Here is a 15,702-nt window from a genome sequence, read left to right as displayed (position 1 = left end):
TTCTTCTATCCAATGACTAGCTGGGCTTTAGCCGGGTTTCTATCACCCTGTTGGGCTTGTCAGATTTTAAAAAGGTATGCTACGTTTATAGTGTTTTGTTTCACCTGATTGTGGGGTAATAAAGATAGAATCAGTAAATAATTCTTAGGAACGACCTCAATCTTATAATAAACATATTGGAAGCCGTAATGGAAGAACTAATATTAAAGGTTTAGGATACTTTGGAGAAATAAAAGTTTGTTTTCGAATGTGATAATATTCACAATAGAGCTGTATGAAGGGGAATCATTTCTCCAAATAGTCTGCAGAAAATACCAACCACAGCCCAAGGATATATCACTAACCGCTTTGGCTGGTATGATCTGTTGGATGTTTCTCTTTTTGATTAAAAAGCTCATCAAAAGTTCCATTATTCCAACGTGAATATATTTGCGATAAGTGATTAAATCAATATACGATCCACTCAATTATTTGAGTGGATCTGTTTGTTTTTTATTTTTTTGCAGCGGCCTCTATGTGACGAAACAATGTGAATTAAAACCCTTTACGCAACCAGGCTGTGGCAAGATCAATTGCTCCGCGCGCAGCTTCAGTTTTAGCTAAGGCGTTGAGCATCACGAAATCGTGAATGATACCTTGGAAACGTACGGCAGTGACCGGAACACCAGCTTCACGAAGTTTATTGGCATATGCTTCTCCCTCGTCACGAAGTACATCAGCTTCAGCTGTGATAATCAATGCAGGCGGGAGCCCTTGAAGCTGCTCAGAAGTTGCACGTAGAGGTGATGCTGTAATTTCAGCACGCTCATTCGAATTGGTTGTGTACTGATCCCAAAACCACATCATCGCGTCCTTGCGTAAAAAGTATCCTGTAGCAAACTGGTGATAGGATTCCGTATCGAAAGAAGCGTCTGTTACCGGATAGAAAAGTAATTGTTGTCGGATATTCAAGTCACCTCGTGCTTTGGCCATTAGCGTGACAGCAGCAGTCATATTGCCTCCAACACTATCACCTGCAATTGTTAGACTCTCGGGAATCATGCCGTTCTCACGGCCATTTTCAGCTGCCCACTTCACTACTGCATAGATTTCTTCAATGGCTGTCGGATATTTTGCTTCTGGAGATAAGGTGTAATTTGGAAAGACAATAGCAGCTTGTGCTCCAACTGCTAGCTCACGGATGAGCCGATCATGTGTATGCTCATTACCAAATACCCAGCCGGCCCCATGAATGTACACGATGACAGGAAGGTGCGCAGGCGCATTCTGTGGGCGCATTATTCTTACTGATACCTGTCCGCTCGGTCCTCCTGAAATCATAATATCTTCAATATCAACTGGCAGTTTATCAATTGGGTCAGATTGGACCTCATCTACAGCTTCTCGTCCTTTCTCAGGTCCAAGGTCGAATAGATAGGGTGGGTTCGCGGTTGCTTCTGCAAATTCTTGAGCTGCTTTTTCTAATTGTACTTTCTTTAACATAAATCTCACTCCTTATTTGAAGGTTGGTCACCTATATGTTTTAATCATTATTTTTTATTCCATCTTGGCATCTTTTGTCTTACATTGCTGTTGTAATGATTTGTACATCAATATTTCCGCGAGTAGCTTTAGAATATGGACATACTTGATGAGCTGCATGTGTTAATTCTTCTGCTTGCTCTTGAGATACCCCTTGAATTTCCACCTCCAAAACAACTCCGAGTTTATAACCATTATCACTTTCATCTTTTAATAAACTTACTTTACCAGTAACTGCTGATTCGATTTTTAATCGTTTTCTTTGGGCTGCTAAATGAAGAGCACTGTCATAACAAGCTGAATAGCCTGCCGCAAATAATTGTTCTGGATTTGTCGCCGTGGATACTTGATTTGGTTTTGGCATAGCTAAATCCAAATCAATCATAAGATCATTAGATTTTACATGACCTTCTCTTCCGCCTTTCGTTGTAGCTTCTGCTGTAAAATATACTGTCATCATCAAACACTCCTATAAATTAAATTTAACACAATTGAATTTTAATCAATATAACTAGCGTTGTCAATTAAATTTTTAAAAATTCAATTGTTCTCAATTTAAATTCGTAATTAAATGGCAGTTTAAAGTTAGTGTACATAATAACCATATTGAGAAAATAGGAGATCATAGTATAAGTTATGATTAATTAAATTGTTAGTCATTCAATTTTACTTAATGTAATTCTTGTGCTATTATGTGTAATAATGAATATAAATATTGTGAGGGATTTAACATGAAGAAGGATGATAAATTACTGTTAAGTAATCATCTATGTTTTGCGATTTATGCAGCTTCCCGTGAAATGATAAAGTTATACCATCCTCTCTTAAAAGAATTAGGAATTACTTATCCGCAGTATTTGGTTCTTCTTGTTTTGTGGGAGAAGGAAAAAATATCTGTTAAAGGTTTAGGCGAAGAATTATATCTAGACTCCGGAACATTAACTCCAGTTTTAAAACGACTTGAGGAGCGAGGTCTTATTATAAGAGAGCGTTCAAAAGAGGATGAACGAAGTGTAATTATTACGTTAACAACTGAAGGGAATGAGTTTAAAGAAAAAGTCACATTGATTCCTAATGCAGTATTTGATAAAACCGGTTGTAATGAAGAAGAAATTAAAAGTTATAACAAGGAAATTCGTAATTTACTTAACATGCTGACAACTGAGCAATAGTTTTATGAATATAGATGGTGGGCCTAGCGGGTGAATAACCCGCGGAGATTCAAGTCCTCTCGGCCGCATCAATGATACCAAGGGTTTTGATACCCTTGGTATTTTTTGTTTATAAAAATTTATCTGTTACTGTCCACTTACTTATAGTAGGTCGTATGATTTGTCAGTCACCTTCATCCTTCTGCTGACTGCGTGCGGCGGTAGTAAATATGATAATGATTAATGAAGTGATGAAGCAGGAGAAGAAAGTCAGAAAAGAAATGCGAGCAGATTCAGATGAGCACAAAAGAGATAACGCCATAATTCGTGTATATGATGACGGGAAATATATTCAACTTGCGTTTTATCAGCCAGAAGAAAGTTCTCGTAGGCTGACTGCTTATTCTTATTATGAGAAGCTTGGAGATTCTTATGAGGAAATGGCACATATGCTGGGTGATGGTGATGGCGACCGCCTTGGTCTTTATAAGAAAACACCTGATTATAAAGAGGTTAAAGGCAAGGAAACAAAAACAATGTGCTTGTTCATTCCTGATAGGGGAACAATTGTTTTACCGTTAAGTTGTTGTGTGAGAGCCAGTATGTTAAAATGCTACGTAGATTTAATAATAAAGTTTAGATTCTAGGAGATTTATTTATGAAGTTGGATGAATTCACCATCGGGCAGGTTTTTCAAACTAAATCTTTTGAATTAACAAAAGAGAATATAATGAATTTTGCAGAAGTGTATGACCCACAATACATGCATTTAAATGAAGAAAAAGCAAAAATGGGCAGATTTAATGGAATTATTGCTTCTGGAATACAAACGTTATCTATTACTTTTAAGCTTTGGATTGAAGAAGGGTGTCATGAAGACGATATTATTGCTGGGACAGGAATGAATAATATAAAATTCCTAGTACCCGTTTACCCTAATGATAAACTGAACACTATTGTTAAGGTTATTGATAAAAAACCAAATAAAAGCCAGACGGGGATACTTACTGTATTGTTATCTACCTATAATCAGAAAGAGGAAAAAGTGTTTGAAGGTGAGTTATCAGTATTAATTAAACGCTAAATGACCTTTGTGGTGGCATATCATCGTCACCTTTCATTTTTTATAGGTGTCTGGATGAATTGAGCAATCATCTTAATTAATTGAGTGGACTCTGAGTCTGCTCTTTTTTTGTTCATGAAAAGCCATTTTTTAATCAAAAAATTAATATCAATACGGGGCTGGATTCAATATGATCCAGTCCCTTTTTGTTTTATTGATTTTCTTATCCCCAGTCTGATAAAAGATTTTCCAGGAGTTATTTAACAATTATTGGTCAATTTCTCCTTTTCAATAATATCCTTTACCACATCCTCAATTGTTATATGTCCAAGAGCTTTTTCCAAGGCAGATTGGGCGATTTCAAATATTGGACCAATTGTACTTTGAATGTTCCGGCCTACAGGACATTGAGGATTGGGATTTTCATGTATACTAAACAATTCTTTATCTTGAACAACGTTAACTGCTCTATAAACATCAAGTAAGGTGATTTCAGTTAAATCCTTCGCTAATTCGGCTCCTGCAATACCTGGCCGTACATTTACTAAACCTGCTTTTTTCAGCATTCCCATAATTTTTCTTATTAAGGCGGGATTTGTATTTACACTTCCAGCTAAAAATTCAGAAGTGCTAATTCCGTCTGCATTTATTTCAATAAGAGCCAATATATGAATTCCTACAGCAAAACGGCTGCTAATAGACATGATTTCTTCACCATCCTCATTACTTTACACTCTTTATAGTACACTTGTAACCGAATGTATTACAAGTTTATTTTACTCTAATATGCTTCAAGATGATAAAAGTATTGACAAATAAATAAGTTGTAACTAAAATTATTACATGTAATCAATATGGTTACATTTTAAATTTCGAATTATTAGGAGGACTGGAAATTGAAAATTGGAATCATTGGTGCAACCGGAAAAGCTGGAAGTCTTATCTTGAAAGAAGCGGTAAGCAGGGGACATGAAGTAACTGCAATTGTAAGAGATGCTACAAAACTTAAAGAGGAAAAGATCGCAATCATTGAAAAAAATATAATTGATCTTACATCGGATGATCTAAAAAAGTTAGATGTAGCAGTTAATGCCTTCGGTGCTCCATTAGGAGAAGAACAGGCACATGTAGATGCTGGCCGGGCATTAATTAGGGCATTAAAAGGAATGGATACAAGAGCCGTAATTGTAGGCGGAGCAGGGAGTCTTTATGTAGACGAAAATAAAACTGTCAGTGTAATGGATACACCTGATTTCCCGGAGATTTTTATTCCAACAGCTAAAGGGCAAGGTCGTAACTTGCAAGAGCTAAAGGAAACTTCTGATATTAACTGGACATTTATCAGTCCTTCAGCGGTATTTGACCCAGACGGGAAAAGAACTGGATTTTATCAGTCAGGAAAAGATCATCTTCTTGTGAATTCGAAAGGCGAAAGTTATATCAGCTATGCAGACTATGCAATTGCAGTATTGGATGAAATCGAAAATCCAAAACATATAAATGAACGCTTTACAGTTGTTGGAGAAGCTGAATAAGTTATTGAGCAGAAACAAAGGCTCTCAGCCGCATCTCAATGATACCAAGGGTTTTGACACCCTTGGTATTTTTTGTTGTAAGTGCATTGGGCATTAAAAAAGTGCTGATCTCTGCACAAAATCTTTGCGCGAGTCTGCACTTTTATTCTGCAAGATACACTGCCCATTATCAGCGATTATGGGAGTGTTTTTAATCCGTTCCCAGCCGAGCTGATACATGGCTTTTAGACGTTTTTTTAAAGTGGTTAAAACCAACAAATTTTTTGCCTTCTTCATCCCATAGGCGGAACTTTAACGACTTAAGACTTGTTGCCAGTGTGATGGTCGGAACGTTTTGCAATGGTTCAGTGTTGTTATGTACGATTTCAAGCTTATAGTTTGGGACTCTTGGGCTTAAATGATGAACATGATGGAAACCGATATTGCCTGTTAACCATTGCATGACTTTTGGAAGCTTATAAAAAGAGCTTCCTTCAACTGCTGCTTTTACATATTCCCACTGCTCATCTTCTTCGAAATATGAATCCTCAAACGTATGCTGAATATAAAACATCCAAATTCCGAGGGATCCCGATATCATAAAAATTGGCGTCTGGACCAGCAGAAAGTTTTGCCAGCCGATAGCCCAACATAAAAGTGCTGCCAAAGCGACGATCCCCAGGTTCGTTACATATGTATTCATCCGTTCTTTGCGTTTTGCCTCTTTACGATTAAAACGATTGGTTATCCCGAAGACGTAAATCGGTCCGATAATAAACATAACAAACGGATTTCTGTACAAACGGTACATTATTTTTGTCTTAGTTGAGACTTCCTTATATTCATCAACGGTCAGTACCCAAATATCGCCTGTACCGCGTTTGTCCAGGTTGCTGCTTGTCGCATGATGGACAGAATGATCGTGTGCCCAATGATCAAACGGATGCAGCGTTAGAATTCCTGTAATTGTTCCAAGGATTCGATTCGCCTTTCGGTTCTTAAAAAAGGAATAGTGGCAGCAATCATGAAAGATAATGAAGGTTCTCACTAAAAAACCTGCTGCAACGACAGAAATCGCTAATGTAAGAATATAAGAAATCGATAAGCTCTTATAGGCCAAACACCATAACAGGAAAAATGGCACCAATGTGTTAATGATTTGATAAATACTTTTTTGTAAATCGGACTTTTCATAAGGGGTAACCAGTTTTCTCAAAGTCCTTAGGTTTTGTTCATTCATTTTTAAAAGCTTCACCTTCCCTGCTGTTCTTAATCTAAGTATAGAACCCGTTTTGTTGTCTTTGAAGTTCCAGCTGTCATACTCCATGTATGATAAGTATCTTTCCTCATCCTATGTAAAATGATTGAAGGTCAGAAAATGATCTCCATCTCGATTAAATCTTTATTAGCAATGGCCAGCCGGGATACAAAAAGCGTATGAAGATTATACCCGGCTCTTTATCGGGCCAAACTCTCTCCATGCTCCCCTATGGTAATCGGTTTATTTAGACCGTAAACATTGATTGTTTGAGCAACAAACATTACAAGTGAAGGAAATAATACCGTTAAAAATAGAGGGATACCTGAGTCATCGTTTGGAAACATGTGCAGAAACAAAGCTATACCAGTGAACAGCCCTTCTTTTAAAAAAATATCTTGTACTTGAACAAGAAACAGCTGAGCTTTTTTGAAGACACTCGTGATCCATTTTCACGGTGTTTTCAAACCATCGTTATTAATAGGCATCTTATTTTGCACTCGTATCGACACGTTTAACAAAATGAAACATGAGATTAATTTGCAGTTATTTCCGTTTCGTGTTATGATAAAGGAGAATTATTTTTGTTCGTGTAAAGGATAGTATGAATATCGACTTTTCGTCTTGATGATACTTTGGGCAAGGATAGTAATACAATGTGTAACACACTAGGAGGCAACAAAAATGGAACAAGGTACAGTTAAATGGTTTAATGCAGAAAAAGGTTTTGGATTTATCGAACGTGAAAATGGAGATGACGTATTCGTACACTTTTCTGCAATCCAAAGTGACGGATTCAAATCTTTAGACGAAGGTCAAAAAGTATCGTTTGACGTTGAGCAAGGTGCTCGTGGAGCTCAAGCTGCTAATGTTCAAAAAACTGCTTAATCTTTAATCGTTTATACAAACAGGCTCTTTATATAGGGCCTGTTTTTTTATGTTCTCTGTATCATACTGAATAAAAAAACCCTACTCAACGTTCGAGTAGGGACAGATGCTACAAGGTAAGAAAAAGGTTTAAAACCTCAAAGGATTGTTTACAGTATAACATACCGGATTGACGATATGTGGAATATATATAAATGATTTGTTTTTATGTTCTTAAGATAATTCTTTGTTACAATTCGCACATCTCTTTTATGAAAAGAAGATAAACAACTGCTATTCACTGTCGCAAGAGATGTAAGAAATTCTTAAAGATAAAGAGGGGAGTGGTTGTTTTTTCTTCTGGAAATAATCACTTAGACCTAAAACAATGAAAGCCCTGCCTCTCTCCCATCCTTACGGCTCCTTGTCCGTGCCAGTGTGAATCAGGATTACAAAAATCAAGTGACTATTCCATCGAGTTTTTGATAAAAATTCAAATGTTCGTTGAAGAAATTTAAAAATAAAACAGATTAGATTGCAGGAGTAATAAAAGAGGTTAATGTTCTAAAAGTAAGTTGAAGAAGTTAAACGTTTAATCGTAATTTTCTGAAAACTTAAGGGTGTTTTGGAATGCAAAACACATTAGCCTTAACAGAAACTTTTTATTTGATTTTCAGTGATTCCTTTAATGACTTCCAGTTCACTAATCAAAAATTCATATGCATTATCCAACATTTTTTTTTCGCTTGCATTAAGTGCTTTTTCTTTCTTCATACGCATTAAATCACGTACAACTTCAGCACCTTCTTGTATTTTACCCGTTTTTATTTTGTCTGTGTTTACTTTATATCTTTGTTTCCACGGCAGTAACTTATCTGATTCTCCATGCTGAAAAATGTGCATAATGTGTTTTAATGCAAGTATATCAGTAACTGGTCGTATATTTAAACTCAATATTTTACGCGTTGGAATCATAACTGTCATATGACTGATTGACATTTTTATGACATAATAATGTTCTTTTTCCTCTAAGAATTCTTTTTCTTCTATGGCTTCAATTATACCTGCTCCGTGCATTGGATAAACGATGTTATCGCCAATTTGAAACATATCATCCACCTCCATATATGGTAACTCAACTTAAGGTTACCATATATGGAGTGAGATATCAAATTTATAATAATAACATGATATTTTTTTTGTGTCAATAACTTTTTGAAAAAAACAACATCAAAACAAGAGGGAACCATTGGGTTTCCAAAAAAAGGGAAGGTCGATTGGTCCGTGTATATCTTAGAATCTCGACTAATTATCAGAGTTCAGTTTTTCATTGAAAATGAGTTATTAAATATCCATTAGGAGTTCATGACTTGACATTAATGACATGTTTGCAATCTACATGGGCACAATAGAGAGTGTAATGAAAACAAGCTTTCATAACCAGTGATATGGATTTACTATGTTGAGGGCCTAGTGGGTGAATAACCCGCGGAGGTTCATGTCCTCTCGGCCGCATCTCAATGATACCAAGGGTTGTAGACCCCAGGTATTTTTTTATGCTAATCACTTTCATTAGCGAAAAGAGTACGAGCTGTTTGGATAAAGACATCTGTTGCTTTAGAGATATCTTTCATATCTGGAACAGCTATACCGATTTCTCTAAACGTGTTTGGCTTTAATTCACGAAAAACGACATTTTCCGGTAGTGATAGAATATTTTTTTTCGTTGTGATTGTAATTCCTAATCCTTCTTGTACCATACATAATGCTGTGTCTATATAATCAATGACAAACCGTACATTAGGTTTCAATTTAAAATCTTTGAATAAAGAGTGAATTTGTACCTCATAACCGCCTCTTCCAAGTAATATATCCTCATCTTGTAAGTCGGGAATACCTATTGTTTCTTTCTGATATAAAGGATGACTCGAGTGCATAATGACAATCAATTGATCTTTCATTAAGGGCACGATATCGAAATCTTCTACAGGAGGAATAATCATTCCTACATCAACACATTTAGAACGTAACCATTCTTTGACTTGATCTACACTTCCTTCCGAAATCTTAACTTCAAGACCAGGATACTTATCTTCCATTGTCCGTATAATTTTTGGGATAAACCTTTTGCACGCAGTTGGGTAAGCTCCAATATGAACCTTGCCTATTTCTAATCCTTGTTCAGCTGCAATTAATTCATCTACTTTCTGTAATTCACCCAGGATATTTCTAAATTTAATTAAGACACGCTCTCCTACATCCGTAAAAAACAATCCGTTCTTCTTATTTCTCTTAATTAACTTCGTCCCTAATTCCGATTCAATCGTTGCTACGGCACGACTTACCGCAGGTTGTGTCATGTGTAGTTCTTCACCAGCTTTTGTAAAACTTCCTGTTTCCGATATCTTAACAATCAGTTGAATTTGTGATCTATTCATATCGTTCTTGTTATCTCCCATATGATTAATATGCATTTTATTTATGATGAAATCTAATGTACCATAAAAGAGAATGAAACTTCAAGATAATAACAATAACCGTAGACAAGCGGAAGACATTCAACAAGAGCTGGATAAGAATCACAAGGAATTCTAGAATATGTGATCCTTATTTGAGATGTTCGACCGAAAAGGTTCCTAGTTTTTTGTTATCACTAATCAACTCAACCTTAAAAAGGAGAGAAGTATGATGAATACTAGTGAAAAAAGAAGATCGGGGTTTTGTTCGCAATGCGTTTCAAAATGCGGGGTTATTTCCATTACGGAAAATGATCGGTTAAAAAAGGTGATTCCCGATAAAAGTCATCCGAATGGGGGAATCTGTCCAAAAGGAGCGTCAGCCCCTCAGATAATCAATCATCCTGATCGTATTCTTTTCCCTTTAAAAAGAACGAATCCAAAAGGGGAAGAACCGAAATGGAAAAGAATAAAATGGGAAGAAGCCATACAAACCATTACTGATAAGTTGAAACAGATCAGTTCTGAAACAGGGGCAGAATCGGTATCATACACTTTTCCAACTGTTGGTGCGAGCGGAAGTTTTAACTGGGGGCCATACCTGCATCGCTTGATGAATCTTTACGGCACTCCCAACTATATTTCCCATACAAATGTCTGCCAATGGGCGAGGGATGAGGGATCAAAATACACGTACGGTGTTGGATTGCCTCAACCCGACTTTGAACATGCTGATTTAATATTGATATGGGGACACAATCCAGCTGATACGAATCTTCAGACATGGAAAAGGCTCATGGGAGCGAAAAAAAGAGGGAGCAAACTAGTAGTAATTGACCCGCGTCGAACAACGACAGCTGCAGCGGCAGATTTATGGATTGCTCCGAATCATGGAACTGATAGTGCCTTAATATTAGGCTGTATTCGCTTTTTAATTGAGAATCATTCATTTGATCATAAATTTCTGCTTAATTGGACCAATGCCCCCTTCTTAGTGGATAAGCAAACGGGGAAATTCCTTCGGCCGGAAAATCATCATCCATATGAATTTTTAGCTCTTGATAAGAATGAGAAGCCATATAAAATTGATACCCGGGAAGATCCTCAAACATGGTCAGAAAATATTTTGCTTACAGGTGAATATACAAATGAAAGCGTTTCTTCAGAAACTGTTTTTTCTCAATTAATGAAAAGAGTCTCTTCTTTCACGATAGAAAAGGTGGAAAAAATAACGGGTGTTCCATATGAAAAATTAGTGGAACTTGGGGAATTATTAAGCGATGGAGATCCGATATCTTATTATTCATGGAATGGCTTAGAACAGCATGTAAATAGTTCATCAACCAATCGAGCATTATGTATCCTTTATAGCCTGACCGGTTATTTTGATAAGCAGGGGGGAAATATTATCCTCCCGTCTTTACCAGTTAATCCAATTAAAGATCAAAATTTGATTCCGCGTTCACAACAACAGAAGCGTTTAGGAAGAGAGAAGAGGCCCCTAGGTGCTCCGAAACTTTCCGCTACCGGGTATGATTTTGCCGATGCTGTATTGAACGAAACGCCTTATCCTATGAGAGCGTTATTAAGTTTTGGGAGTAATATGGTCACACAAAACCCGGAAAGCGGAAACATGATGGAGGCCTTAAAAAAACTAGAATTTCATGTCCATGTCGATATGTTTCATAACCCTATGACAAGGTTTGCAGATATTGTATTACCTGCGGCGCATGCCTGGGAGTCGCCAAGTCTGTTGGCTGGTTTTGATGGGAGTTTACAAACGGCTCAACATATTCAATATAACCCTGCAATGTCAAAGGCTTCTGGGGAAACTCGTCCTGACCTGCAAATTATAATGGATCTGGCATTGGAAATGGGCTATGAAGAAGAGTTTTGGAATGGGGATATTGAAGCGGCGTTTAATTACTATCTGGAACCGTTGAATTTAACATTAGATCAACTTCGTTCTCAGCCTGCAGGGATATCAATCCCCTTACAAGTAAACTATTGTAAATATAGTGAAAAAAAGAATGGAGGAGTCAGTGGCTTTTCCACCCCAACGCGGAAGTTGGAGATTTATTCCGAGTTTTTGTTACAGCATGGATATGATCCGTTGCCCCAATTTGAAAAACCATTAACTGTTCCGTATTATCAGGATAAATCATATAATTTTCCGTTAGTTCTTTCTTCAAATAAATTAAAATCTTTTTGTCATAGTCAGCATCGAAATATTGCTAAACTAAGGAAAATGCATCCTGATCCTTTTATTGAGATTCACCCACAAACAGCTCATATGTATAAATTAAATGATGGTGATTGGATTCAATTGGTATCTCCTCATGGCAGAATGAAGGCAGTCACTCGAATGACACAAAGTATACCCGTGGGTACGGTATATACTCAAGCGGGATGGTGGGATAAGTGTGATGAACTAGAGTTATTAGGATTTGATCCATTTTCAGCTGAAGGTGCAAACGTGAATCAATTGATAGGTATAGAGCAGCTGGACCCCATGTCAGGTTCCGAACCCTTAAAATCATATCGTTGCCAGATTTATAAGATGTCATAGATTCATTCTTTGCAAATTAAGTATTAATGATAAGGGATAGAATACATGTAAAGACATAACAATGAAGCTGATGGCTCCTTAGCGTTGGAGAAATCAGCTTTTGTTTTTTCAATAAACGTATTACCTCAGACTTGTGACTTTTTTAAAATCAGCCGTCACTAAGTTGAATTTGCGGTTTTTCATACCATTTTTGTTATCTCCCACATAATTAATATGCATTTTATTCATGTGAAAACTTCATGTACCATTAGAGAGAATTAAACTTTAAGAAATTAATCGGAGGTAACAACTATGATCAATCGTAATAGATTATTTCTATTTGCGCTTATATTAGCTGCATTCAATCTTAGGCCGGGTATCACTTCAGTCAGCCCGGTATTACACGGAATAACGAAGGAACTAGGCATGAGTTCTGCGTCAGCAAGTTTACTCACTTCTATTCCTTTATTATGTTTTGGTTTTTGTTCGTTATTTGCTGGTCGTTTAGCCAATCGCTATCAATCAGAGAAAATTATCACATTCTTTATAGCCTGTATAGGTATTGCAACGTTTCTGCGTTTCTTTTCAAATTCCTCAATATACCTATTAATAACGGCTTTGTTTATTGGTGCAGGAATTGGGATTGTCAGCCCTCTGCTCTCTGGCTTCATTAAAAGTTACTTTCCGGAGAAGGCAGCATCTATGATAGGCATATATTCTACTTCAATGGTCGTTGGTGCATCTATTTCTATTGGGCTGACGACACCGCTTCAACGCTTGCTCAATGATTCATGGAAAAACGGATTAGCATTCTGGAGTATTTTTGCGCTATTCGCTCTTCCACTTTGGTTTATAGTGACAAAATACGCTCATCATCACACAAATAAAGCGTCACAAAAGAGGCGTGCGTCCTTACCTTTAAAAAATAAAGAGGCCTGGTTATTAACTTCTTTTGTAGGTTTGGTAACTCTTTTATTTTATTGTTTTGCAGCTTGGCTGCCGGCAATTGTAGAGGAAAAAGGAGGAACTTCAGCATTTGGAGGTCTTATCGGTACAATATCTATGCTTGCGCAGCTGCCGGCTACGCTTTTATTGCCTAGTCTCTTGAGGGTAATACCAAGCAGAAGATTTTGGATTACATTCTTTACCCTGAGTGTGATGATTGGTTTATCCCTTTTATGTTTTACGAACTTAACACCTGTTGTTTCAAGTATATGTTTAGGGATTGGCGGCGGTGGTCTTGTCTCGCTAACCTTATTATTACCAATAGATAAAACAGCTTCATCTATAGAAGCAAGTACTTGGTCAGCGATGACTCAAGCGATTGGATATATGATTGGTGCAGTGGGTCCGTTTATCATCGGTTTTCTTCATGATTATTTAGGAAGTTTTGTTCCTGCATTATATCTTCTTATCACCTTAGGTTTGATTATTATCTTACTAGGTTGGAAACTCACTAAACCAGCTAATGTTTTAGAAGAGGTGATATCTGTAAAATAAAAACCAGTGAAGCCGTGTATACGATAGGGAAATGAAACGGAAGAAACAAGGCAATGGGTTCTTCTTGGATCGAAGGCGTTTCTGCACTGTCCCTGACGAAAAAAGTATTGCTCCTTGAAGGTAATCAGCGAACAAGCTATTTTCGATATAAGAGGTGAAAAGTCATGACAACAAATGAAAAAATGAGTACACAAAGCAAAGTCATTCTCTTCATTTTAATTTTAGGGAATTTCCTATGCCTAATCAGTGAAACTGTAATGAATGTGGCATTGCCCAGCATCATTTCAACTTTGCACGTTACAACAAGCACCGCACAATGGCTGTCAACCGGCTATATGCTTATCATCGGGATATCCGTACCGGTCTCAGCCTTTTTAATTCAACGGTTTACACTAAGGCAGCTGTTTATCACAGCGATGTGTTTATATGTGATCGGTTCATTGATTGGATTTATTACGCCATTTTTCTCTTTACTCTTTATTGGCCGTATGATTCAAGCATTGGGAACAGGTGTTGTTTTACCATTAGTCATGAGTACAATGTTAACACTTGTACCGGTAAGTATACGCGGAACTGTGATGGGAATTTTCAACGTAGCGATTTTATTTGCTCCAGCGATCGGACCTGTCATTTCTGGTTTAATTATTCAATATTATTCATGGCGAATCGTTTTCTTGGGGCTTTTGATTGCAGCGGTGCTCATTTTGATAATAGCTGTCTTTAAGCTTCGAAATGTGTCTGAAACATCTAAACCGACGATTCACATTCCATCCGTGATTCTTTCGACAGTTGGGTTTGGCGGAGTTGTTTATGGATTTAGTACAGCTGGCGAAGCATCTGGATGGGGAAACCCAATCGTATGGATTACGCTTGTCGTTGGGGTGCTGGCTCTTGCATTCTTCGTCAGACAGCAAACGAAGCTTTCGTCACCTATGATCAGCATGAAACCATTTACGTCATCCGTTTTTTCAAGAGCGATGTTTCTGATGTTTCTCATTATGATGATTCAGTTCTCGATGATGCTTATACTACCTCTTTACTTTCAAACAGCTGCCGGCTTGACACCAGTAGAAACGGGATTTCTTATGCTGCCTGGCGGAATCACGCTGGCACTTACAGCGATGATTGGCGGGAGATTGTTTGATAAGGTTGGTTTTAAACCGCTGATCATCATTGGTTTAATTTTTTTAATGATCGTTTTAAGTTTATTCACTCAGATTTCAAACGAAACGACTACGACAACAGCTGCCATTCTTTATGCAGCATTTACAATTGGAGTAGGGTTGAGTATAGGGCCTGTGATGACTCTTGGGATGAATCAAGTTCCTAAACAGCTGCATGCCCATGGATCAGCAATCTCTAATACCATTAACCAAGTATCTGGTGCAATCGGTCCGGCTCTTTATACAAGTATTATGGCTGCGGCTTCGCAGCATTATATTCAACATACAAACGAAGTCAACAAAACGGTGTTGAACATACAAAGTATGACCCAAGGTGTTCATACAGTTTATCGTGCAGCGATTGTCTTTGCAATTGTCTCTTTCATTTTAGCCCTTACTTTAAAGAAAAAAGACCAGCACCTTGAAACAGATAATGATGATTTATCTTAAGATTAAAACAAAAAAGAAAGGTCGTTTTCTTCTAAAATATGCATCGGATAAGCTGGCATGTTCCAGCACATCGGAGATGCTAATAAGGAAAACGATCTTCATATCAATGAAATCAATCCATTGATCGGCGACATAACTAAATATTTTGTGGGCTTCCAAAAAAATTGGTGAAGGATAGGTAATAAATTGAACGTAATGGGAATAGAAGTTG

The 15,702-nt window shown here is 37.2% G+C and carries 13 protein-coding genes and 2 pseudogenes; 8 read left to right on the top strand and 7 right to left on the bottom strand.

Going from position 1 to position 15,702, the window contains the following annotated elements:
* Positions 1-534: 534 nt before the first annotated feature.
* A complete protein-coding gene (locus ACXN9U_RS12010) occupies positions 535-1,482 on the bottom strand; it encodes an alpha/beta hydrolase (RefSeq protein ID WP_489201698.1) in 948 nt (315 codons plus the stop codon).
* A gap of 79 nt (positions 1,483-1,561) precedes the next feature.
* Positions 1,562-1,981 carry an organic hydroperoxide resistance protein gene (locus ACXN9U_RS12005; protein ID WP_060963513.1) on the bottom strand — a complete coding sequence of 140 codons (420 nt, stop codon included), beginning with the start codon at positions 1,979-1,981 and terminating at the stop codon, positions 1,562-1,564.
* A 271-nt stretch (positions 1,982-2,252) separates the two neighbouring features.
* Here ACXN9U_RS12005 and ACXN9U_RS12000 point away from each other — a divergent pair, with 271 nt between their 5' ends.
* The 3 genes and pseudogenes from ACXN9U_RS12000 to ACXN9U_RS11990 all read left to right on the top strand — a co-directional run bounded on the left by ACXN9U_RS12000 (position 2,253) and on the right by ACXN9U_RS11990 (position 3,756).
* Positions 2,253-2,693 carry a MarR family winged helix-turn-helix transcriptional regulator gene (locus tag ACXN9U_RS12000; RefSeq protein WP_060963512.1) on the top strand — a complete coding sequence of 147 codons (441 nt, stop codon included), beginning with the start codon at positions 2,253-2,255 and terminating at the stop codon, positions 2,691-2,693.
* 160 nt (positions 2,694-2,853) lie between these two features.
* Positions 2,854-3,205, top strand: a pseudogene (locus ACXN9U_RS11995) (cystatin-like fold lipoprotein); the annotation flags it as partial.
* 125 nt (positions 3,206-3,330) lie between these two features.
* Positions 3,331-3,756 carry a MaoC family dehydratase gene (locus tag ACXN9U_RS11990; RefSeq protein WP_060963510.1) on the top strand — a complete coding sequence of 142 codons (426 nt, stop codon included), beginning with the start codon at positions 3,331-3,333 and terminating at the stop codon, positions 3,754-3,756.
* 239 nt (positions 3,757-3,995) lie between these two features.
* On the opposite strand, the gene ACXN9U_RS11985 is transcribed toward ACXN9U_RS11990, so the two are convergent.
* Positions 3,996-4,439: an Rrf2 family transcriptional regulator gene (locus ACXN9U_RS11985; RefSeq protein WP_060963509.1), complete on the bottom strand. Its 444-nt coding sequence runs from the start codon at positions 4,437-4,439 to the stop codon at positions 3,996-3,998.
* Positions 4,440-4,631: 192 nt separating this feature from the next.
* Between ACXN9U_RS11985 and ACXN9U_RS11980 the strand changes: the two genes are divergently transcribed.
* A complete protein-coding gene (locus ACXN9U_RS11980) occupies positions 4,632-5,270 on the top strand; it encodes an NAD(P)-dependent oxidoreductase (protein ID WP_489201697.1) in 639 nt (212 codons plus the stop codon).
* A 190-nt stretch (positions 5,271-5,460) separates the two neighbouring features.
* On the opposite strand, the gene desA is transcribed toward ACXN9U_RS11980, so the two are convergent.
* The gene (gene desA / locus ACXN9U_RS11975) at positions 5,461-6,489 is read right to left on the bottom strand and encodes a Delta(5) desaturase DesA (protein ID WP_489202495.1); all 1,029 of its coding nucleotides are present in this window, start codon (positions 6,487-6,489) and stop codon (positions 5,461-5,463) included.
* A 702-nt stretch (positions 6,490-7,191) separates the two neighbouring features.
* Here desA and cspC point away from each other — a divergent pair.
* Complete coding sequence (cspC, locus tag ACXN9U_RS11970) at positions 7,192-7,395, top strand: cold shock protein CspC (protein ID WP_020955377.1); 204 nt, start codon at positions 7,192-7,194, stop codon at positions 7,393-7,395.
* A 627-nt stretch (positions 7,396-8,022) separates the two neighbouring features.
* On the opposite strand, the gene ACXN9U_RS11965 is transcribed toward cspC, so the two are convergent.
* Both ACXN9U_RS11965 and ACXN9U_RS11960 read right to left on the bottom strand, forming a co-directional pair.
* Complete coding sequence (locus ACXN9U_RS11965) at positions 8,023-8,484, bottom strand: CarD family transcriptional regulator (RefSeq protein WP_060963507.1); 462 nt, start codon at positions 8,482-8,484, stop codon at positions 8,023-8,025.
* Positions 8,485-8,933: 449 nt separating this feature from the next.
* Entirely contained in the window at positions 8,934-9,812 is an 879-nt protein-coding gene (locus ACXN9U_RS11960) for a LysR family transcriptional regulator (protein ID WP_327847302.1), read from the bottom strand.
* 250 nt (positions 9,813-10,062) lie between these two features.
* Here ACXN9U_RS11960 and ACXN9U_RS11955 point away from each other — a divergent pair, with 250 nt between their 5' ends.
* From ACXN9U_RS11955 to ACXN9U_RS11945, 3 genes are all read left to right on the top strand, one after another.
* Entirely contained in the window at positions 10,063-12,399 is a 2,337-nt protein-coding gene (locus ACXN9U_RS11955) for a molybdopterin-containing oxidoreductase family protein (protein WP_489201696.1), read from the top strand.
* A 291-nt stretch (positions 12,400-12,690) separates the two neighbouring features.
* On the top strand, positions 12,691-13,878 hold the full coding sequence (locus ACXN9U_RS11950) for an MFS transporter (RefSeq protein WP_060963504.1): 1,188 nt from the start codon (positions 12,691-12,693) through the stop codon (positions 13,876-13,878).
* 164 nt (positions 13,879-14,042) lie between these two features.
* The gene (locus ACXN9U_RS11945) at positions 14,043-15,491 is read left to right on the top strand and encodes a DHA2 family efflux MFS transporter permease subunit (protein WP_489201695.1); all 1,449 of its coding nucleotides are present in this window, start codon (positions 14,043-14,045) and stop codon (positions 15,489-15,491) included.
* Positions 15,492-15,527: 36 nt separating this feature from the next.
* Here the strand turns inward: ACXN9U_RS11945 and ACXN9U_RS11940 are convergent.
* Positions 15,528-15,623 (bottom strand): annotated as a pseudogene (locus tag ACXN9U_RS11940) (hypothetical protein); the annotation flags it as partial.
* Positions 15,624-15,702: the final 79 nt, after the last annotated feature.

It is taken from the genome of Bacillus sp. BACIII, assembly GCF_057836745.1.
The sequence above is the reverse complement of the archived record's forward strand: the minus strand, read 5'-3'. Positions and strand labels throughout refer to the sequence as shown.